The 19211-nt window shown below is 36.3% G+C and carries 20 protein-coding genes; 12 read left to right on the plus strand and 8 right to left on the minus strand.

What is annotated here, in order from left to right:
• The first annotated feature begins 57 nt into the window (after positions 1-57).
• A complete protein-coding gene (locus MUB18_RS09120) occupies positions 58-1188 on the plus strand; it encodes an SPFH domain-containing protein (RefSeq protein ID WP_248755698.1) in 1131 nt (376 codons plus the stop codon).
• 9 nt (positions 1189-1197) lie between these two features.
• The gene (locus MUB18_RS09125) at positions 1198-2307 is read left to right on the plus strand and encodes a zinc finger domain-containing protein (protein ID WP_248755699.1); all 1110 of its coding nucleotides are present in this window, start codon (positions 1198-1200) and stop codon (positions 2305-2307) included.
• Positions 2308-2386: 79 nt separating this feature from the next.
• Here MUB18_RS09125 and MUB18_RS09130 read toward each other — a convergent pair whose 3' ends face one another.
• The 4 genes from MUB18_RS09130 to MUB18_RS09145 form a co-directional block, all read right to left on the minus strand.
• Complete coding sequence (locus MUB18_RS09130; protein WP_045753264.1) at positions 2387-3379, minus strand: hypothetical protein; 993 nt, start codon at positions 3377-3379, stop codon at positions 2387-2389.
• A 28-nt stretch (positions 3380-3407) separates the two neighbouring features.
• A complete protein-coding gene (locus MUB18_RS09135) occupies positions 3408-4517 on the minus strand; it encodes a hypothetical protein (protein ID WP_248755700.1) in 1110 nt (369 codons plus the stop codon).
• 11 nt (positions 4518-4528) lie between these two features.
• Positions 4529-5272, minus strand: a complete 744-nt coding sequence (locus tag MUB18_RS09140) for a hypothetical protein (protein WP_248755701.1) — start codon at positions 5270-5272, stop codon at positions 4529-4531.
• Positions 5273-5527: 255 nt separating this feature from the next.
• Positions 5528-6025, minus strand: a complete 498-nt coding sequence (locus MUB18_RS09145; RefSeq protein ID WP_045753267.1) for a phosphoheptose isomerase — start codon at positions 6023-6025, stop codon at positions 5528-5530.
• A gap of 861 nt (positions 6026-6886) precedes the next feature.
• Here MUB18_RS09145 and MUB18_RS09150 point away from each other — a divergent pair.
• The 9 genes from MUB18_RS09150 to atpG all read left to right on the plus strand — a co-directional run bounded on the left by MUB18_RS09150 (position 6887) and on the right by atpG (position 14953).
• Complete coding sequence (locus tag MUB18_RS09150; protein ID WP_045753268.1) at positions 6887-9127, plus strand: helix-turn-helix domain-containing protein; 2241 nt, start codon at positions 6887-6889, stop codon at positions 9125-9127.
• A gap of 48 nt (positions 9128-9175) precedes the next feature.
• Complete coding sequence (locus MUB18_RS09155) at positions 9176-9397, plus strand: AtpZ/AtpI family protein (protein WP_021188663.1); 222 nt, start codon at positions 9176-9178, stop codon at positions 9395-9397.
• Positions 9390-9794 carry a hypothetical protein gene (locus MUB18_RS09160; RefSeq protein ID WP_045753269.1) on the plus strand — a complete coding sequence of 135 codons (405 nt, stop codon included), beginning with the start codon at positions 9390-9392 and terminating at the stop codon, positions 9792-9794. Before MUB18_RS09155 ends, MUB18_RS09160 begins: the two co-directional genes overlap by 8 nt.
• A gap of 78 nt (positions 9795-9872) precedes the next feature.
• Positions 9873-10961 (plus strand): F0F1 ATP synthase subunit A, encoded by a 1089-nt coding sequence (gene atpB, locus MUB18_RS09165; RefSeq protein WP_248755702.1) that lies wholly within the window; start codon positions 9873-9875, stop codon positions 10959-10961.
• A gap of 36 nt (positions 10962-10997) precedes the next feature.
• A complete protein-coding gene (gene atpE, locus MUB18_RS09170) occupies positions 10998-11186 on the plus strand; it encodes an ATP synthase F0 subunit C (RefSeq protein WP_021188666.1) in 189 nt (62 codons plus the stop codon).
• Between the two features lie 92 nt (positions 11187-11278).
• The gene (locus MUB18_RS09175) at positions 11279-11779 is read left to right on the plus strand and encodes a F0F1 ATP synthase subunit B (RefSeq protein WP_045753271.1); all 501 of its coding nucleotides are present in this window, start codon (positions 11279-11281) and stop codon (positions 11777-11779) included.
• A 31-nt stretch (positions 11780-11810) separates the two neighbouring features.
• On the plus strand, positions 11811-12356 hold the full coding sequence (locus MUB18_RS09180; protein ID WP_045753272.1) for a F0F1 ATP synthase subunit delta: 546 nt from the start codon (positions 11811-11813) through the stop codon (positions 12354-12356).
• A 49-nt stretch (positions 12357-12405) separates the two neighbouring features.
• Positions 12406-13980 carry a F0F1 ATP synthase subunit alpha gene (atpA, locus tag MUB18_RS09185; RefSeq protein WP_021188669.1) on the plus strand — a complete coding sequence of 525 codons (1575 nt, stop codon included), beginning with the start codon at positions 12406-12408 and terminating at the stop codon, positions 13978-13980.
• 79 nt (positions 13981-14059) lie between these two features.
• The gene (gene atpG / locus MUB18_RS09190) at positions 14060-14953 is read left to right on the plus strand and encodes an ATP synthase F1 subunit gamma (RefSeq protein WP_108158480.1); all 894 of its coding nucleotides are present in this window, start codon (positions 14060-14062) and stop codon (positions 14951-14953) included.
• A gap of 55 nt (positions 14954-15008) precedes the next feature.
• Here the strand turns inward: atpG and MUB18_RS09195 are convergent, their stop codons facing one another.
• From MUB18_RS09195 to MUB18_RS09210, 4 genes are all read right to left on the minus strand, one after another.
• Positions 15009-15497, minus strand: coding sequence for a GDYXXLXY domain-containing protein (locus MUB18_RS09195; protein WP_248755703.1), 489 nt, complete (start codon positions 15495-15497; stop codon positions 15009-15011).
• Positions 15484-16575, minus strand: a complete 1092-nt coding sequence (locus tag MUB18_RS09200; protein ID WP_248755704.1) for a DUF4401 domain-containing protein — start codon at positions 16573-16575, stop codon at positions 15484-15486. The genes MUB18_RS09195 and MUB18_RS09200 overlap by 14 nt, the downstream gene beginning before the upstream one ends.
• Positions 16565-17518, minus strand: coding sequence for a DUF2157 domain-containing protein (locus MUB18_RS09205; protein WP_248755705.1), 954 nt, complete (start codon positions 17516-17518; stop codon positions 16565-16567). The genes MUB18_RS09200 and MUB18_RS09205 overlap by 11 nt, the downstream gene beginning before the upstream one ends.
• Positions 17519-17756: 238 nt before the next feature.
• A complete protein-coding gene (locus MUB18_RS09210; RefSeq protein WP_045753277.1) occupies positions 17757-18803 on the minus strand; it encodes a 3-oxoacyl-ACP synthase III family protein in 1047 nt (348 codons plus the stop codon).
• Between the two features lie 72 nt (positions 18804-18875).
• Between MUB18_RS09210 and MUB18_RS09215 the strand changes: the two genes are divergently transcribed.
• Complete coding sequence (locus MUB18_RS09215; RefSeq protein ID WP_045753278.1) at positions 18876-19157, plus strand: ATP-dependent Clp protease adaptor ClpS; 282 nt, start codon at positions 18876-18878, stop codon at positions 19155-19157.
• Positions 19158-19211 lie beyond the last annotated feature (54 nt).

Here is a 19211-nt window from a genome sequence, read left to right on the forward strand (position 1 = left end):
TTTACTTTAGATTGCTGATTATTTATTTAAATTTAGGAAACGTTATAGCAATAAATTATGGGATTGTTTGATAAAATAAGAAATGAGTTTATCGATATCATCGAATGGGTTGATGATAGTCCTGATACGATTGTGTGGAAATTCCCTCGTTATCAGAATGAAATAAAAATGAATTCACAGCTTACTGTACGTGAGGGACAGGTTGCGGTGTTTATGAACGAAGGGGTGATCGCCGATGTTTTTACTGCTGGGAGACATGTGCTGACTACGCAGAATATGCCTGTGATGACCACCTTGCAAGGATGGAAATATGGATTTAATAGTCCTTTTAAAGCGGATGTGTTTTTTATCAGTTTAAGACAATTTACCAATCAAAAATGGGGAACTAAAAATCCGATTATGCTACGGGATGCTGAATTTGGTCCTGTACGATTACGGGCTTTTGGATCGTATGCTTTTCAGGTTAATGATCCTGCTGTGTTTTTAAAGCAAATTGCTGCAACCAATCCAACATTTACCGTTGAAAATATTAATGAGCAACTTCGCAATATCGCGGTCACTCGCGGGATGGATGCTATTGCTGAGTCTAAAATAGCCGTTTTGGATCTCGCATCTCATTATGATGAAGTATCCAACTTTATCCAAGAGAAAATACGCCCTGAATTTGAAGAGATCGGGTTGAATCTGAATAAATTTTTGATTGAAAATATTTCATTGCCTGAAGAAGTTGAAAAAGTATTGGATAAAAGAAGTAGTATGGGTATTGTTGGAAATCTGGGCGCTTACGCTCAATTTCAAGCTGCAAATGCTATGGAAAAAGCGGCTGAAAACCCCAATGGTGGTGGTCTTATGGGGGCTGGACTGGGGGTAGGACTCGGAGCGGGGATGGCTGGCCAGATGACCAGTGTGTTCCAGCAAAATAAGTTTGACGGTAACCAACCTACGGGTGCCTCTCCATCGGTAAGCCCACCAGTAATACCACAAGCGGTCCAATACTACCTCGCGATCAATGGTGTGCAAGAGGGGCCATTTACGATTGAGCAGCTGAAAGATGAGATACATACTGGTAAACTTACTTCTTCTATTCTGACTTGGAAAGCAGGGATGGAAAATTGGATGGAAGCGCGTGAAATAGAAGAATTGACAAGCTTGTTTCATGCTGGTCCTCCACCAATTCCGGGGGCATAGATTCTGTTTATGAGTTTTGAGGATAAAACAACGGAAATCAGTCAGGATTTGAAGTGTCAGGGCTGCGGAGCGATTTTAGCCTATCAGCCTGGTACGTCATATTTAAAATGTGCATACTGCGGTACTGAAAATCAGATTGTGGAACATGCGGGTATTGGAGCTGCCATACAGACGATCGATTATGATGAATTTACAACTGCAATGCGGGATATTCACGATGCCCGGTTTACGATCACGGCTGAGGTCGTGCACTGTCAAAATTGTGGAGCAAACTCAACTTTGGATCCACATGTTACAGCAGATTTATGTGCTTTTTGCGCCTCTCCTCTGGTTATTGATCATCAAGAAAGACGAATTGTCAAACCTCATGGTTTAATTCCGTTTGTTATTGACGAAAAGAAAGCATTTCCGCTTTTCAAAAAATGGGCTGGGGGATTATGGTTTGCTCCAAATGATTTTAAACGTATATTTAATGCGCAGAATAATAGGTTAAAGGGAGTTTATATTCCTTTTTGGTGCTATGACGCTAAAGCAACCTCTTCTTATCAAGGTCAAAGAGGGGAGTATTACTACGTCACGCGGACGCGTCGTACTGCAGATGGTAAGTCAGAAACCTACGAGGAACAGCAGACACGCTGGTATTATGCGTCTGGCCAAGTGTTGAATCGCTTTAAAGATGTTTTGATTAGTGCATCAACATCGTTACCCAATGATTTTGCTTCGAAAATAGGTCCTTGGAACATGGCCTATTTAAAACCGTTTAATGATCAGTATTTGAGTGGATTTATTGCTGAAACTTTTAGTATCGATCATATTGCCGGGATTCAAGCAGCGAAAAGGGTAATGGAAGATATCATTAGCGATACTGTGCGATCTGACATTGGTGGCGATACGCAAAGCATAGATCATATTGATTCGGATTATGAGGACATCAGGTTGAAGTATATTTTACTTCCCGTATGGTTGTCTGCTTATCGGTATAAAAGTAAGAGTTATCAGATTATGGTGAATGCATTTAACGGTAAGGTATATGGACAGCGACCTTATAGTTTTTGGAAAATAACCTTGTTTATATTGCTGATCATTGTCATTATCCTTTTATTAAGTAATATGGGGTAAATTTGAGGCACTGATAAAAATAAAAAATGGTCTTATTGATTTCAACAAGACCATTTTTTATTGACTCTTTTTAATTGTACTATTTATTTAATGAGAGTAAGAAACCAATTGTAAAGTTGGCATCCCAATCAAAAACAAAGGTATCGCAGTTGGTTGCATCTTTTATTGCTTTATAGATGTTAACACCACTTTTGATTTTGACTTTGTCAGTATTGTATGTTTCGGGATTGTTTAATACCGTAAAACGTTCTTCTCCTGTACGTGTTTGTTGTGCTAATTCAAAAGGAACTCCACCGATGATAAAACAGATTTCTCTATTAGCTGATGGAATTTTTGCTGTCAATGATTTTACTTCATTATAAACATCTTCATCTTTGAGGTTCTTTTCATAATATTTAGCACCCGGAGCCTCCAGTGAACTTGTCTGTCCTGCAACCCAAGAAATTTTGGTGTTACCCGAGCCAATATCAACAACAAAAGAATTATCTTGATAAGAAGGAGGCAATACGCATTTAAGGGCCAATTTACCCTCTTGTTCTGCTGTGACTAAATTGACAACAAATCCCATTTTCTTAAGCTCAGAAACAATGATAGCTGTTTTAGGTTCTTTTTGAGCTCCGGAACTGATCACAAAGTGTATGTTTTTTGATTTTACGCCCTTATCAAACATGGTTCCGATATAATCTTTAAGACCTTTGCGAATATCTTCGGTATTGGCCATACCTTCATATACGAATGATTTGCCAAAATCTTTGGAAATAATCTCCCAATGATTTTCTTTATCTATATTCACAACAAAAGAATTGAAGCCCGAAGCACCTACTTCTATTACTCCTTTGTATTCACCGTTTACCGGTTTTTCGGGTTGGTAATTAAAAGTTCTTTTATCATCATTTGATTTATGGGCAGGATTTGAAGAGGTACTGTTTATTGTGGTATCTGCAGTGGATGTTGCTGTACCATCAAATTTACCAGAATTAAATGCCCAGTAGCCAAGTGCAATAAGTGGAATGGCAATAATTATTGCTTTAATTGGCCAGCGTAATCTAGCCCAAGTTGATTTTTCTTCCATAATTTTTATAATATAATTTGTATAACGATTAATCTAATAATGTAAATCCTTTGTCTATTTTTTCTTCGGGTTTGAGTTCGTAACTTGAATCGGCCATTTGACTGACATTCAACACTTTCAAATTGCGCTCATCAACTTTTCGGATAAACTCTTCCAGTTCTACCTGCGTAGGTGCTCCGCCCACCGTAATATTATTGTTTTGATCTAAAAAGTCTAGATTAGATCTGATCGAAGCAATATTTTGGCTGATAGCACCTGTTGCCGCATTCATTGCTTCTTGGAAAGCCCAGCCATCTTTGATATTAAATACGTCGGCAAGCCCTTCTGTCGCATTTTTCATTTTTTGGGTAGCTTCGAGTTTTTTTGAAATAATAGATATACTACTGTCCAGTGTGCTTACATAAATACGGGCGGCACTTTCATTATCTTTCAATACTTCCAAAACTTTAGCAAATTGGTTGGCATACTGTACATAGCTTCGTGCATTTTGTTCTTCCGATTCTCCTTCTTTACCTAAGAGAAATGCTTTTGTGCGCGTCTCTTTTGCATTTCGCAGGTAAGCGTTTGCTTTTTCGGTATTGTTGTTTTGAGTTTCTTTTTTAGCGCTTTCATCTAAATTTGCGGCTTCTGCGGTAAAGCGCTTTGCATAGATATACTTTTCTTCTGCGGTTTTTTGTGCTGTTTCACCACTTTGAATCATATCGATACGGACGCCATCTACATTACTAATTTTTTCTTTAACCCTTTTTAGGGTGTCCTTTGCATCTTTTGATAAAAGCTGTAACGTCTCTATGGGATTATTGCGGATGATCGCTTTTTCACCTTTAAATAATAAGACAGTACCCAATCGATGTAGTAACGCAATGATTTTTGGAGCTAATAATAATAGTGTTAATAATAGGATGCTGAAAATGACAAATAAAATGCTTTTTGCAGCATATTCCAACATGATCGGAAGAAACTTGAAAAAAGCGAAAGCACCTCCGAGTACTAATGCCCAAAAAAATATACTGGAGATTGTCTTCTTGGCTTGAGGAGTTTGCATCTGCGCGGGCAAATGATCACCCAATACTTGAAAAATAGGTAACTGAGATTTTATTTCAGCGGGTATATTGATATAGTGTTCTTTCTTTTCCATTGATTTGTAACTTATGAGATTGATCTCTCTATAATTGCTAAGGTTGTTTGAATATCGTTAACTACTTCATTGACAGCTGCGTTTCCAATCGAAATTTTTTGTTCGATCTCTTTTAATTTGGGCTCATATTTCGTGTTAATTTGAGCAAGGGCAATTTGTTTTTTCTGTAAGTCGTCTTGAAGCTTAGAAATGCTGTCGGTTAATGTTTTGATTTCATTGTTTAGTGTTGTCTTTTCAAATTCACGGTCTTGTTCTACCTTTTGTATTTCCGCTTCCTTTTGTTGTGTTTCTTTGGCTATGGTTTCTTTCAGTTTGTTAGCATAATTAGTGCCAGTTGTTTTTAACTTTTCTTTGGTCAAGCTACTATCCACATATTTCAGTGAAGTATAGGCTGCTTTTAACGTATTTTCATCTACTTTTCCCATTGCTGCAGCTGCATTCCACACTTCAAAAAAATCTAATCCTTGTTCGTTGAGTCTTTCTAATATGCCAAGAACTTTCAGTTTCATTTGTTTGATATCAGTAGATCCATCATTGGCTGTTATCGGAATAGCGGGGGGCTGTTGATTGTTTGAAAGTGGATTTCCTGCGACGGCAGCTGTGTATTCCTTCGTGATCTTTGGAGGAATAGGTTCTTCTTTTATATGGGGCGATGGGGATCGTTCTTCAGATGGAGTCTCTTGGTGGTCTGTAAAAATTAGCTTTTTAAGACTATTCAATATACTTGAGCTTTTATTGTTTTCTTGATCAGTCATAATCTGTGTTAGTTTAGTTAAGTAAAAATAACAAAAAATGGCAATCTTGGTTCATGTCATTTGATTTTTAAAATGATATATGATGTAGCGCGATTTTCTAACCGAATTTTAGGGAATGATTTGTGGTGTTGAAATCATTCTATTGGTATTTTGAATATCAGATCATGTGTTTGTACAATATTATAGGACATAAAAAAACTCGAAAATTAAATTTTCGAGTTCTTTGTGTTTAATACGAGATGTGATACTCAGGTACTATCTTCCGAAATCATCTTGTACACGAACGATATCGTCTTCATTAGAAGGGTTTTCGATATCGGTGTGTTGCCAAATTTCAGCTAATATGCCATAACCATCTAATCCAATTAACCTGTGGCGTTGTCCTTGACGTAATTTGATAATACTACCTGCTGTCAATGTTTGAACAACAGATTCATCATCGGTATCTGATACCATAACACCAACAGTTCCGTGAATTACCTTCCAAATTTCGGCACGACGGTGGTGATACTGCCATGATAATCTTTTTTCGGGTGCTACCACGAGAATTTTTGGACTTAATTTTCCAGAAATTTTTAGATCTTTTACATCTAATCCGTCGAAATATTCGTCGGCAAATTTTTGCGCTTGATCTTCGTTGATGACAAAGAAACCGCCCCAAGGTCTGGTTTGATCAGATTTATCAATTTCAAATCCTTTTTCTTTTAACGCTTTATCTAATTCCTCAAATAGCGTTGATTTATCCGTTATCATAAATATGTATCTTAGTAAGTCTATTATATGTTTATTTGAGTGATAAATATAAATAAAATCTTTTAAATAAAAATAGCATAAACGTTTTAGCTATTTTTAACGATCATACTACTGGGGCTGATATATTGATGCTGTTGAGTCATGGTGAACACTTTATCGTCAGATCGATACGTATAAATAAACCAAAAGCATAGTAGGTTTTCATTTTTTGACTCGGACTCGCTATTGGCTCATGATCCGATCACAGGTAGATCTAGCTTACGCTGGTCTATCGCTTGAAGAGATGGATCAGTGCTTGTTAAATCTCTAAAAAAAACATGGTCTGGCGTATAATAAACTTATTTTTTCGGGTTATTAGCTTATCAATAAGTATAGCTAAAGTCAGTAGGTTATTCGAATTTCCTTCATCTGTAATGCACACTATATTCTTACCATATACAGCATAAATCCGTGTTAAGTCCGTGGTGACTGCGTGTTAAGTCCGTGTTTTTAGTATTTTGACGATGATATTACCATTTATAGACTCTGCTTACCTATATCAGATATATTGAAATGGCATCCTATTATGATCGGGACGTAGTGCCATAGATTACGGACAAGAGGCGCTATTACTTGATCTTAGAGCAGATCGTATCCAGTATAATCTTGACCAAGATTTCGCTAATAACCATCATTGGGTGTTTTGATATCAATATCAATAATTTGAAAAGTGGTATGGTTTAAAATATACAACAGGTTGTATAGCGGTATATGATGTGCTCATGTTTTTTACGATACCTTACTTCATCAGACTTAGATCGTATCATTATTTCCTCTCAGAATATTTGATTAGTTTTGTAATTCCACATTAAAATTATCAGTATGTCAGAAATAAAAATAGATCGTGAAAATACGGCTTTTATGCAAGCTGTTGCTTTTGTTAATCAAACAAATCAACATATTTTTCTTACTGGAAAGGCTGGAACCGGGAAAACGACATTTCTGAAATATATACGTGACCATAGTTATAAAAAAATGGCGATCACTGCTCCGACCGGAGTGGCGGCTATGAATGCGGGAGGGACTACTCTTCATTCGCTTTTTTGGTTGCCTTTTGGGACTTTTATTGAAGATCATGAATTGAAATGGGACGAACAAGATGGCCACATCTATAACAAAAGCCGTTTGTTTAGTACGATTAAATTAACGAAACAGCGTCGTACTATCCTTCAGGAGCTGGAACTGTTGGTGATCGATGAGGTGTCGATGGTTCGTGCTGATACATTAGATGCTATCAATGTTATCCTGCAATCAGTACGTCGTGATATGCGTCCATTTGGTGGTTTGCAATTGCTTTTTATTGGCGATTTATATCAATTGCCTCCTGTCGTGCGTGACCATGAGTGGCAGGTGCTACGCAATCATTATACTTCGGTATTCTTTTTTAATGCTAAAGTGCTTCGTGATAATCCTCCGATTTTATTGGAGTTAGATAAGATCTATAGACAGCAGGATGAAGGTTTTATTTCCATCTTAAATGCCATTCGAAATAATAACTGTGATACGGAGATGTTGAAGGAACTGAATACGTATTATAAACCTGATTTTGAACCGAAGGAAGGAGATCAATTTATTACGCTTACTTCCCACAATCGGAATGCTGACGATATCAATGGTAAAGCACTGGCTAATCTATCGGGAAAGATGCTCAATTTAAAGGCTGTTGTCAAGGATGATTTTGCACAGGGATCTTATCCTGCCGAAGAAATTCTGTCTTTAAAAATTGGTGCTCAGGTGATGTTCATACGGAATGATACGGGAGAGGATCGAAAATACTATAATGGCAAGATCGGTACGGTGAAGGATATTAATCTGCAAGCGGGCACAGTGGTTGTCAAATTTCCGGACGGGAGTGAGGATGTGACAGCGAAACGAGAGACTTGGGAAAACATCAAATACAACTATGATAAAGGACAGGATCAGATCAAGGAAGAGGTATTAGGTACATTTTCGCAATTTCCGCTGCGGTTAGCGTGGGCGATCACGATCCATAAGAGCCAAGGTTTGACATTTGATAAGGCGATCATAGATGCTGGAACTTCTTTTGCGGCAGGACAGGTGTATGTTGCACTGAGTAGATTGACGAGTTTAAAAGGATTAGTATTGAAATCCATTATTCCGGCATATGCAATCAGAACGGATAGCCAGGTCGTCGAATTTGCTTTGCGTTCTTCATTTCAAACGGATATTAAAGAAATTTTGGAGCAATGTCAAAGAACTTATCTGGCACAAAATTTAATCCAGTGTTTCCGTTGGGACTATTTGACTACTTCCTGTCAAGAACAGGTGGTTGCATTGGCCGACCGCAATATTGACAATAAAGTGGAAGCCGAGGCTTTTTGGTCTACGATGCAATCAAATTTGCTTACGCAAGAGAAGGTGGCGCATAAATTCATTACTCAATTGTACGAGCTATTGAAAAAAACCGACCAACATGTCGATTATGCTTTGATATGTGAACGTACTACATCTGCCGTCAACTGGTTTTTACCTAAGATGGATCAAGATCTGGTCGCCGCATTAGATCAGCACATAAAAGATTGGCAGATTAAGAAGCGAACAAAAAAATATATCGATGAAACCAAAGAGCTGCTTTTGGATTTTAAGCGTAAGCGCGAGCAGCTTCAACAATGTTTGACTATCGCTGATGCTTTATCTAAGAAAGATGATTTTCAACAAGCTTTGGAGCAGGTGCAGGAACAGTCTAAGACAAAAGAAAAAGAAGACCTTGTGGTGCAAAATGAGGAGGGAGAAAGTGCTAAAAAGCTTGATACTAAACAAGTAACTCTCGAGCTTTATAAGGACGGTGCTACTATCGAAGAAATTGCGGTGAAAAGGGGGATGGTAGCAGGGACTATTTATGGGCACTTAATTCATTTTGTTGGTACAGAAGTCGAGGCTACAGAATTGATCGAACAGGATAAATTGGATCTCATTATTAATACCATAAAGGCACATCCTGGTAAATCTTCCTCAGAATTGAAGATGATGTTAGGGGCTAGTATCGATTATCCTCATATTAAAATCGGACAAAAAGTTTTAGAAAATCCAGTTCATGATTAAGATGTTTCAAAATATGTGTATGTTTGTAAAAGTTAGCTATAAATAGCCATGGGAAAGTCTAATAAAAACCCAAATAAGTGGATGGTTTTTATCTCGTTGCCACTGCAAATGGGAGTCACCATTTATTTGATGTATATGTTAGGCACATGGCTAGATGAGAAATACCATTTTTCTAATGGTCTTGCCATGAAAATATGCACATTTATCGGTATTTTCGCCTCACTTTATCATTTTATACGAGAAGCTAATCGATTGAACAGGGATGAATAATTACATTAAATTTATTGCAATACTTCTAATTTTTACTGTTATCCTTTTTGGGGCACACTATTATGCGTTACCATCTTTTGGGATTACTGATTTTAAAAGTTTAACGGGTTTTGAACTGTATAGCTTATATGCATTTGAATCTGTTGCATCATTAGTGCTAGTAATTGTTATCCTGATCTCCGATGCTGTAATGCCCAAAAATATTGGTTTTATTTTTTTGGGATTGATCACGTTAAAGGCTGCATTAAGTTATGTGTTTTTTAGAGGTGGTTTAAATCATTCGTCGGGTGATATCTTCGAATATAATTTTTTAATCGTGTTTTTTCTTTACTTGTTTTTTGATGTATTAGTCGCATTTAAGGTCATTAATAAAGAAGTGGAATCAGTCAATAAGTAATTTTAATAAAAAGTTCAAATTAATCGCAAAAAATGACAAATAATATTGTATTTTTGCGCAAAAATAAAAAAACAGAACATGGGGAGCGTTAAGAAAGCATTTCTTTTTTTTGCAGTGATTTTATTTACTGTTAATCCGTTTTTTGCTAAAGCTAATGAAGTAAGCGAAGAGCCTAAATCTCAAGACGAAGAGATTAAATCCTACATCGAGCATCACTTGCAAGATGATCATTATTTTTCTTTATTTACAGATAAAGAAGCGGGTAAAACTTTTGGATTCCCATTGCCTGTAATATTAATTGATGGTGGAATTAAAGTTTTTATGTCTTCGGCATTCGATTTCGGAAAACAAGTAGTCGAAAAAGATGGTCAATTTTATACATTATACCATGGTAAAATTTATAAAACGGATGCTGCGGGTACACTTAATTATGATGAACATCATCACCCTACCAATAAAAAACCTTTAGACTTTTCTATCACGAAAAATGTTTTTGGTTTACTGTTAACGACTGTAATATTATTTTGGGGCTTTTTAGGCCTAGCAAAAACATACAAAAAAGGTGCTAATAACTTACCAAAAGGTTTTGGACGTGTGTTGGAGCCCATGGTACTTTATGTACGTGATGAGATGGCGATTCCAAATATCGGACATCGTTATAAAGAATTTATGCCTTACTTATTGTCGGTTTTCTTTATGATCTTGGTTTTAAATCTTTTGGGTTTAACACCGCTAGGATTCAATGTGACTGGTAATATCACGGTTACTTTCTGTTTAGCAATCTTTACATTTTTATTTATCAATCTGAAAGCAAATAAGGATTATTGGAAACATATTTTCTGGATGCCAGGTGTACCAGTTCCTTTCAAAATTGCTTTAGCACCCATTGAGTTTTTAGGTTTATTTACTAAACCATTCTCTTTAATGGTTCGTTTATTTGCCAATATTACGGCTGGTCACACAGTTGTAATGGGTTTAATTGCCGTTGTTTATTTGCTACAGGAGCAACTATCGGTAGGTGGAAGTATCGGTGTGTCAATGTTATTGACGACCTTCCTTATGGTAGTTGAAATATTAGTCGCATTTTTACAAGCGTTTATCTTCACGATGTTGTCATCTCTATTTATTGGAATGGCTGTCGAAGAGCATAACGAGGCACATCACTAAGAAATTTTTTGTTTAATTATATTTAAATCATTTATTATGTACAATTTAATTGGAGCAGGTTTAATCGTTATCGGAGCAGGATTAGGTCTAGGTAAAATCGGTGGTTCAGCAATGGAAGCAATCGCTCGCCAACCAGAAGCAGCTAGTAAAATCCAAACTGCGATGATCATTATCGGAGCCTTATTAGAAGGTTTAGCTTTCGGTGCGTTATTATTAGGTAAATAATCACCCAATGAATTTAAAAGTATTATTTATGACGGTTGGTCATAAATAATACTTTCAATTAGACGAAATACAAAAAATATTATCATACATCAATGGAAAAATTAATAGAACAGTTTTCATTTGGTTTGTTTTTCTGGCAAGTCATCATCTTATTAATCATTATCTTTTTATTAGGTAAATTTGCTTGGAAACCGATCATGGCTGCTTTGGCAGAACGTGAACAAGGTATTTCTGATGCTTTGGAATCTGCTGAAAAAGCTAAGTTGGAGATGGCACGGTTGACAAATGAAAATGAATCCTTATTGAAGGAAGCTCGTGTAGAACGTGATCTTATCTTGAAAGAAGCTAAAGAAATGAAAGATAAGATTGTTGCTGAAGCAAAAAATGTAGCGCAAACAGAAGGTGCTAAAATGATTGCTCAAGCTTCAATCGAAATCAATGAGCAAAAGAATAAAGCAATGGCAGAAGTAAAAAATCAAGTTTCTACTTTAGCATTGGATATTGCTCGTAAAGTATTAAGCAAAGAATTTGAAGACCAAAATAAGCAAGAAGCGTTGATCGCAGATTTGCTCAAAGACGTGAAAGTAAACTAATCGGTCATTCAAATTTTATCATTAAAGAAGTATGTCAGTATTTAAAGTAGCATCAAGATATGCGAAATCATTAATTGATTTGGCAAAAGAACAAGGTAGTTTGGACGCTATCAAAACGGATATGGATCAATTCATCGAAGTTTTGAAAGCTAATCCTGAGCTACGTGCAGTATTGTCTAATCCAATTATTAAATTGGACAAGAAAGTAAATATCTTAGAGGCATTATTTAAAGATAAAATCAATCCTGCTATTTTATCATTCTTCAATATCATGATCCAAAAGGGTCGTGCTGAAGTGATCGAAGCTGCTGCTCATGAGTTTGTTCGTGAGTACAATGAAGTAAAAGGAATTGTAAACGCTACAGTAATATCTGCAGCACCACTTTCTGATACTAATTTATCAGAATTAAAAGCAACAATTGCCAATCAAATTAATGCACAGGTATTGATTACAAATAAAGTTGATCAATCGTTGATCGGTGGATTTGTGATTACTATTGGTGATAAACAATATGATGCAAGTATTGCAGGTAAATTAAATAGATTAGAAAGATATTTTGAAGGTCAACGCGTATAGTGTTGATTTTAACATTTAACAAAATCAAGAACCCCTTATAATAATAACAATGATAGAGGTAAGACCAGATGAGGTTTCGGCAGTTTTAAGAGAACAATTGTCGGGCTTTAAATCAGAAGCCGAACTAGAGGAAGTTGGTACCGTACTTAGTATTGGTGACGGTATTGCTCGTATTTACGGCTTAACTAAAGTTCAGTCCGGTGAATTGGTTGAATTTGATAACGGATTACAAGGTATCGTATTAAACTTAGAAGAAGATAACGTTGGTGTTGTTCTTTTAGGTCCTTCAGACATCGTCAAAGAAGGTGATACTATCAAACGTACTAATCGTATCGCATCTATTAAAGTAGGTGAAGGTATGTGTGGTCGTGTTGTAAATACATTAGGTCAGCCAATTGATGGTAAAGGACCTATTACAGGTGAGACATACGAAATGCCAATCGAGCGTAAAGCTCCAGGTGTATTGTTCCGTCAACCAGTAACTGAGCCATTACAAACAGGTATCAAAGCTATTGATGCGATGATTCCGGTAGGTCGTGGACAACGTGAGTTGGTAATCGGTGACCGTCAGACAGGTAAAACTGCTGTATGTATCGATACAATCTTAAATCAAAAAGAATTTTATGATGCTGGTCAACCGGTATTCTGTATCTATGTTGCTATCGGTCAAAAGAACTCTACAGTTGCGAATATCGTTCGTACTTTAGAAGAGCGTGGTGCAATGGCTTATACCGTTGTTGTTGCTGCTTCAGCTGCTGATCCAGCTCCATTACAGTTCTACGCGCCAATGGCGGGTGCTGCTATCGGTGAATTCTTCCGTGATACAGGTCGTCCGGCTTTGATCGTATATGATGATTTATCAAAACAAGCGGTAGCTTACCGTGAGGTTTCATTATTATTGAAAAGACCTCCGGGACGTGAAGCATATCCAGGTGATGTTTTCTACTTACATAGCCGTCTATTAGAAAGAGCTGCGAAAATCAATGCTTCTGATGAGATTGCTAGAAATATGAATGATCTTCCTGAGTCTATCAAACACTTGGTAAAAGGTGGTGGTTCATTGACTGCTCTTCCTATTATTGAGACTCAAGCGGGTGACGTTTCTGCGTATATCCCTACAAACGTAATCTCGATTACTGATGGTCAGATTTTCTTGGAGTCGAACTTGTTTAACGCAGGTATCCGTCCAGCGATCAACGTCGGTATTTCTGTATCTCGTGTAGGTGGTAACGCTCAGATCAAGCCAATGAAAAAGGTTGCTGGTACATTAAAATTGGATCAAGCACAATACCGTGAGTTAGAAGCTTTCGCAAAATTTGGTTCTGATCTAGATGCAGCAACTAAAGGAGTTTTAGATAAAGGTATCCGTAACGTTGAGATTTTAAAACAAGCGCAATACTCTCCGGTTTCTGTTGAAAAACAAGTAGCCATTATTTATGCAGGTACTAAAGGTTTATTCCGTTCTGTTCCAGTAAATAAAGTGAGAGAGTTTGAAGAAGAATATTTAACGTTGTTAGAGCAACGTCATCCAGAGGTTTTAAATGCTTTTAAAGCAGGTAAATTCTCAGATGAATTAACTTCAGTATTAGAAACAGTAGCTAAAGACTTAGCATCAAAATATTAATTAGATATGAGTATAGAGTATTGAGTATAGCGAGTTATACTCAATACACAGTACTCAATACTCAAATCTCAAATTAAATATGGCAAATTTAAAAGAAGTAAGAATCCGTATCGCATCGGTAACATCGACACAGCAGATTACTAAGGCGATGAAAATGGTATCTGCAGCGAAATTAAAACGTGCTACTAATGCAATCGTTCAATTGCGTCCGTATGCGAATAAACTTCGTGAAATTTTGGCAGATGTATCTGCAAGTGTAGAAGGAAGTAACTCTCCTTATACGGTAGATCGTGAACCAAATAAAGTGTTGATTATTGTTGTTTCTTCTAATAGAGGTCTGGCTGGTGCTTTTAATGCGAATGCAATCAAAACTGCTAATAAGTTAGTTGCCGAAAAGTATGCTGATCAATTACGTAAAGGTGATGTAAGTATGATCACCATTGGTAAAAAGGGATACGATTTCTATGCTAAAAAGCCTGCTTATAATATTATTGCCAATCATAGTGATTTATTCGGTGCTTTGAATTTTGAAAATACTTCAAAAATCACTGAATTTGTAATGGAACAATTCAAAGAAGGTAACTTTGACCGTGTAGAGGTGGTGTATAACCAATTCAGAAATGCTGCGGTACAAATTTTGACTTCTGAGCAAATTTTACCATTACTTCCTACGGAAGATACTCTTTCGACTAAGGAAAAAACTGCTGAGGTTGATTATATTATCGAACCTTCGAAAGAGAAGATCATTGAGGAATTAATTCCTAAAGCTATTAAAATTCAATTGTACAAAGCTATTTTGGATTCACATGCTTCTGAGCATGGTGCTCGTATGACAGCTATGGATAAAGCAACTGATAATGCTGGAGATTTGTTAAAAGCATTGAAGCTTTCATACAACCAAGCGCGTCAGGCTGCTATTACTACAGAGTTAACGGAGATTGTTTCTGGTGCAGCTGCATTATCAAATGGATAATTAAGAGTAATATCAATATAGAAAAAGGCGATGCACATACATGCATCGCCTTTTTTTATTTTATGATTTTTTGTTGGTTATTATAGAGTCCTATTAAAAGGCTATTTCCTTTATTATCGACTTTAATTCCTCCAAATTTTGCTTGCTCATATCTTTGAGCATGACCTTCCTGAAAAAAGAAAGACTCTGCACCAATGTTTAGATTGTTCCTGTTGGATTTTGTATAATTAATCAAAAATTCACCGTTATTCAATGGCGTCGTATGCTGTTGGACGCGTACTCCTTGTGCTATGTTCTTTTCATTTAATCTGACCACAAGATAGCCTCTCAATGGAGCTTCTTGTGTGTCAAGGCTATCTGCTATGCTATATCTCATTTGCATATAATCACCTTGCATAAGTGATCTTGGATCTATGGGAGATAATTCTAACAGGATCAGTTTTCCATTCTTAAGGATGTTTTCTTTTTGAATTATAGTGAAACTAAAGTAAGCTATGATGGCAATTAAATTTGCAGCGATGATCCAGTTTTTATATGTTTTCATTCTTGACTTTCTTTGAATTTATGATATAGTAAATGACTAGAAACACGAGTCCAGATAGCATTAAAAATATGGATTTGGTCAATAGCGAAAAGTTTAGGTTGTAGTAGAAATGCGATAGAAAAAATAATAATGCAATTATTCCTGAATAAAGACCAAATTTATATTGATAATAGAAACAAAATAGTATGAGCACTATGGCTCCTGATATCCCGGGATTAATAATTGTTGAAGCGAGTATGAAGGTGACGAATATATAAATTAATATTTGGGTATTAGACTTTACAGTATCAAATTTTGCTATGATTTTGTGCACGATAAATAAGGTTGCAAATGAATATATGATCGATAATGCGTACAATGCGATGGCAGAGGTATTGAAAGGTGATGCTTCAGTCTCAAAATGTGATAGTACAATAAACGCTGTTGTTGCTATTGTCGAAAGTGCGAGCGCAACTCGTATAGGTTGGTAGAGTTTACTGATGAGGTTTCGTTTGGAAAGGATTGGTGCTTCTTGTGTCAAGATATAGATTAACGCGGCTATGAGTACCATGTTGATTAGTGCGATAAAGATTAGATTGTCCGAATTATGGCTGGTCAGTGCTATGCATGAATAGATGATAAGAAGTATGTTTAACAGAGACATGAGATAGCGCTGTACTATAGCTAACGTGCATAGATTAATCATGAGGCATGCGATGAGCATATTATTGATATCATCATGATCTAAACCATAGATCAACATCCATCCTCCCACGACGTAGCAGGTGATACTCGCAGTATCTATGATGATGCTGTTGTATTTTTTAACGCACCATAATGAAAGAATGAGTAATATGGATCCGCAGATCATTACATTTAACTTGTCATCGAGTAGGTGTAGTGAAAATAAAGCGGCTAAAAAACATAAAACACTGCTGATCACTCCGAGTATAGATAGTATTTTTATGGTTATGTTTGAGCTGTTTTTATCTAAATGTGCATACTCAGCTAATACGTTATCCGTATTGATTTGAAAAGCGGGATCACTGTCTTTACTTAGTCTTTCTATTTTATCTCTTATTGCCTGTTTATTTTCCATTGGTCCATTTTAATTGAAGATTTAATAAAAATTTAATAACTGCTGTTACACCCATAATAAATAAGATACTGATGATAAGTAATGCGATGTCATCATTATAAATTTCCAGGATGATACAATTGATCATGATCAATAAGCTGAAAGCTATAGAGCCAATAAAAAATGTGCTTTTGTTTGATAATGCATATCGTATACTGTATAAGTAAAAAGCAATTGTGCCACAGATCAAAAGTGTGCCTTGTTGGAGTTTGGAGTCGAAGATCACGAAACAGATCCCCACAGTTGCAATAGTAGTAACTGCTAGTGCTAACGTATTTCTAAACCACAGGGGAATGTCTGCTTTGTCGTATTTATTTAATGTTAGTAATGCTATGAGTGCCAGACCATCGATGAAAAATAATAGGGTGGTTAAACTTATTGAGTCAAAATTGTTAGACACCTGTTCGTTGAATAAAACGATTGTAACATTGGTCAGGACTATAAATAGTAACCAAAGGGGATAAAAATGAGTGATAATAACCCAAAGTGTAATGAATAGCGTCCATGCCAGAAAAAAGTCGTAGGCATTGGCTCCTGTTTGATATATTTGACCAAAAACTGCAAATAGGACCCCTACTAACATTGCAGCCGCAGTTATTAGCATCTTTTTATAAATTTCTTTGATCCGCAACTGAATGGCGCAGATGATACTGGCAGCCAATAGTAAGAGTATAATGCCTATTTTGATAAATTTATTGAGTTCAGCCCAATTGAATGCAAAGAAAAATACAATTCCAGATACGACAAATCCCAATCCCAAAGTCAATAAAAATAGATCTAGAAACTTTTTCCAATCTTTTGGTTTGGCATAGATATATTTTTCTAATAGTGATTCGATTTGTTTTTTTGACCGATTACTGTGCTTACTGGTAATCATGATATCTTCCCGATCTATTTTTTCCATTTATAAATTTAATAATAAATAGTGGTAATTATCGGCTGTGTTTTTTTGATGCATGGACAGCATTGGAAAGGAGAATTCTTGTTTTGCTATGCGTTATTTTGGTTTTCCACATGAGTTATTAACATAATGTTAATAACTCATGTGGAAAACCCACTATTGCTCTTAATCTGCTAAAATGAAAAGAGCTCGTATATGTTAAAATAAACGAGCTCTTCTATATCTAGGTTTCAAAAGGAATTTACCAGCGTATTAAAGCTGATCCCCATGTAAATCCAGCACCAAAGGCTGCTAGACAAATGAGATCCCCGTCTTTTATTTTGCCAGCTTCCCATGCTTCACACAAGGCAATTGGGACAGATGCAGCTGTGGTATTTCCATATTTTTGAATATTATTAAATACCTGATCGTCATTGAGCTTAAGGGTTTTTTGAATAAACTGTGAAATCCTCAAATTTGCTTGATGGGGAACCAATAGGTCAATATCTTGTGTAGTTAAGTTATTTTTAGTCAATGCTTCTCCGATTACTTCTGGAAATTTTACTACCGCTTTCTTAAAGACGGCTTGACCATCCATGACTGGAAAGGCAGTTCCATCTTCCAACATCTCTGCTGTCATGAGCATTCCTCCGAGTTCTTGTTCAGGCCATGTTGGTTTTTCATCGAGCCAAATTCCTCCTGAAGCACCTGGATAATACATAGCTAATTTTTCAGCATCTGCACCATCAGCGTGTAAATGTGTACTTAATATTCCCTTATTGGCATCTTTTGTCGGTTGAAGTACAACTGCTCCTGCTCCATCTCCAAATATAACCGACACATTGCGACCTCGTGTCGAATAGTCCAAGGCAAATGAATGTTTTTCTGAACCAACTACTAAAATATTTTTGTACATACCTGTTTTGATAAACTGATCGGCTACAGATAATGCATATATAAATCCTGAGCATTGGTTTCGAATATCCAAAGCTCCGACTTCTTTCATTCCCATTTCTCTTTGAAGCAAGACCCCACAACCCGGGAAATAGTAGTCTGGCGATAATGTTGCAAAGATGATGAAATCAATTTCTTCGGCAGTGGTATTGGCACGCTCAATGGCTATTTTTGAAGCTTCGACCGCCATAGTTGTAGTCGTTTCGCCAATGCGATCGGCATATCTTCTTTCTTTTATACCTGTTCTTTCTTGAATCCACTCATCGCTAGTATCCATAAAACGAGTTAAATCTTGATTGGTATAAACATTTTTTGGTACATAGTATCCTATACCTGCAATTTTGGATTGAAACATGTGCTTATATTTATGTTAAGTTCAAATTAAGTAAAATTACGTAATTTTTGAAAATTAAAGTACTTTTGTAGCATGAGTACAGAAACTGCACAAGAAACCTATTCCTTGTCCGAAATTTTAGCTTCCGTTAAAGATTCCAACCGACTAATTCTTTGGAATGATGATATCAATACGTTTGATCATGTTATTTTTTGTATGATGCATCATCTTCAATATTCAGAACCAGAATCCGAAAGGATTGCATTCAAAGTTCATAATGAGGGTAAGTGTGCTGTCCTAGAAGGGTCGATGACTGAAATGGAAGTGTACCGGAAAATTTTGAAGGCAGAGGGCTTGACTGTTTCTGTAGAATAATTTCTATGGTGTGTTTGCTACCTGATTGCATTAAGTAATAAAGTGGTTACGAGT

This window comes from Sphingobacterium sp. PCS056 (genome assembly GCF_023273895.1).
Classification (GTDB): domain Bacteria; phylum Bacteroidota; class Bacteroidia; order Sphingobacteriales; family Sphingobacteriaceae; genus Sphingobacterium.

Excerpts from the sequence above, each read along its gene's own strand:
- MUB18_RS09175 (WP_045753271.1), top strand. The coding sequence starts at position 11,279 with ATGGAAAAATTAATAGAACAGTTTTCATTTGGTTTGTTTTTCTGGCAA.
- MUB18_RS09215 (WP_045753278.1), top strand. The coding sequence starts at position 18,876 with ATGAGTACAGAAACTGCACAAGAAACCTATTCCTTGTCCGAAATTTTA.
- MUB18_RS09195 (WP_248755703.1), bottom strand. The coding sequence starts at position 15,497 with ATGAAAACATATAAAAACTGGATCATCGCTGCAAATTTAATTGCCATC.
- MUB18_RS09160 (WP_045753269.1), top strand. The coding sequence starts at position 9,390 with ATGAATAATTACATTAAATTTATTGCAATACTTCTAATTTTTACTGTT.
- MUB18_RS09210 (WP_045753277.1), bottom strand. The coding sequence starts at position 18,803 with ATGTTTCAATCCAAAATTGCAGGTATAGGATACTATGTACCAAAAAAT.
- MUB18_RS09135 (WP_248755700.1), bottom strand. The coding sequence starts at position 4,517 with ATGGAAAAGAAAGAACACTATATCAATATACCCGCTGAAATAAAATCT.
- MUB18_RS09200 (WP_248755704.1), bottom strand. The coding sequence starts at position 16,575 with ATGGAAAATAAACAGGCAATAAGAGATAAAATAGAAAGACTAAGTAAA.
- MUB18_RS09155 (WP_021188663.1), top strand. The coding sequence starts at position 9,176 with ATGGGAAAGTCTAATAAAAACCCAAATAAGTGGATGGTTTTTATCTCG.
- MUB18_RS09130 (WP_045753264.1), bottom strand. The coding sequence starts at position 3,379 with ATGGAAGAAAAATCAACTTGGGCTAGATTACGCTGGCCAATTAAAGCA.
- atpA (WP_021188669.1), top strand. The coding sequence starts at position 12,406 with ATGATAGAGGTAAGACCAGATGAGGTTTCGGCAGTTTTAAGAGAACAA.
- atpG (WP_108158480.1), top strand. The coding sequence starts at position 14,060 with ATGGCAAATTTAAAAGAAGTAAGAATCCGTATCGCATCGGTAACATCG.
- MUB18_RS09125 (WP_248755699.1), top strand. The coding sequence starts at position 1,198 with ATGAGTTTTGAGGATAAAACAACGGAAATCAGTCAGGATTTGAAGTGT.
- MUB18_RS09140 (WP_248755701.1), bottom strand. The coding sequence starts at position 5,272 with ATGACTGATCAAGAAAACAATAAAAGCTCAAGTATATTGAATAGTCTT.
- MUB18_RS09150 (WP_045753268.1), top strand. The coding sequence starts at position 6,887 with ATGTCAGAAATAAAAATAGATCGTGAAAATACGGCTTTTATGCAAGCT.
- atpB (WP_248755702.1), top strand. The coding sequence starts at position 9,873 with ATGGGGAGCGTTAAGAAAGCATTTCTTTTTTTTGCAGTGATTTTATTT.
- MUB18_RS09145 (WP_045753267.1), bottom strand. The coding sequence starts at position 6,025 with ATGATAACGGATAAATCAACGCTATTTGAGGAATTAGATAAAGCGTTA.
- MUB18_RS09205 (WP_248755705.1), bottom strand. The coding sequence starts at position 17,518 with ATGGAAAAAATAGATCGGGAAGATATCATGATTACCAGTAAGCACAGT.
- atpE (WP_021188666.1), top strand. The coding sequence starts at position 10,998 with ATGTACAATTTAATTGGAGCAGGTTTAATCGTTATCGGAGCAGGATTA.
- MUB18_RS09120 (WP_248755698.1), top strand. The coding sequence starts at position 58 with ATGGGATTGTTTGATAAAATAAGAAATGAGTTTATCGATATCATCGAA.
- MUB18_RS09180 (WP_045753272.1), top strand. The coding sequence starts at position 11,811 with ATGTCAGTATTTAAAGTAGCATCAAGATATGCGAAATCATTAATTGAT.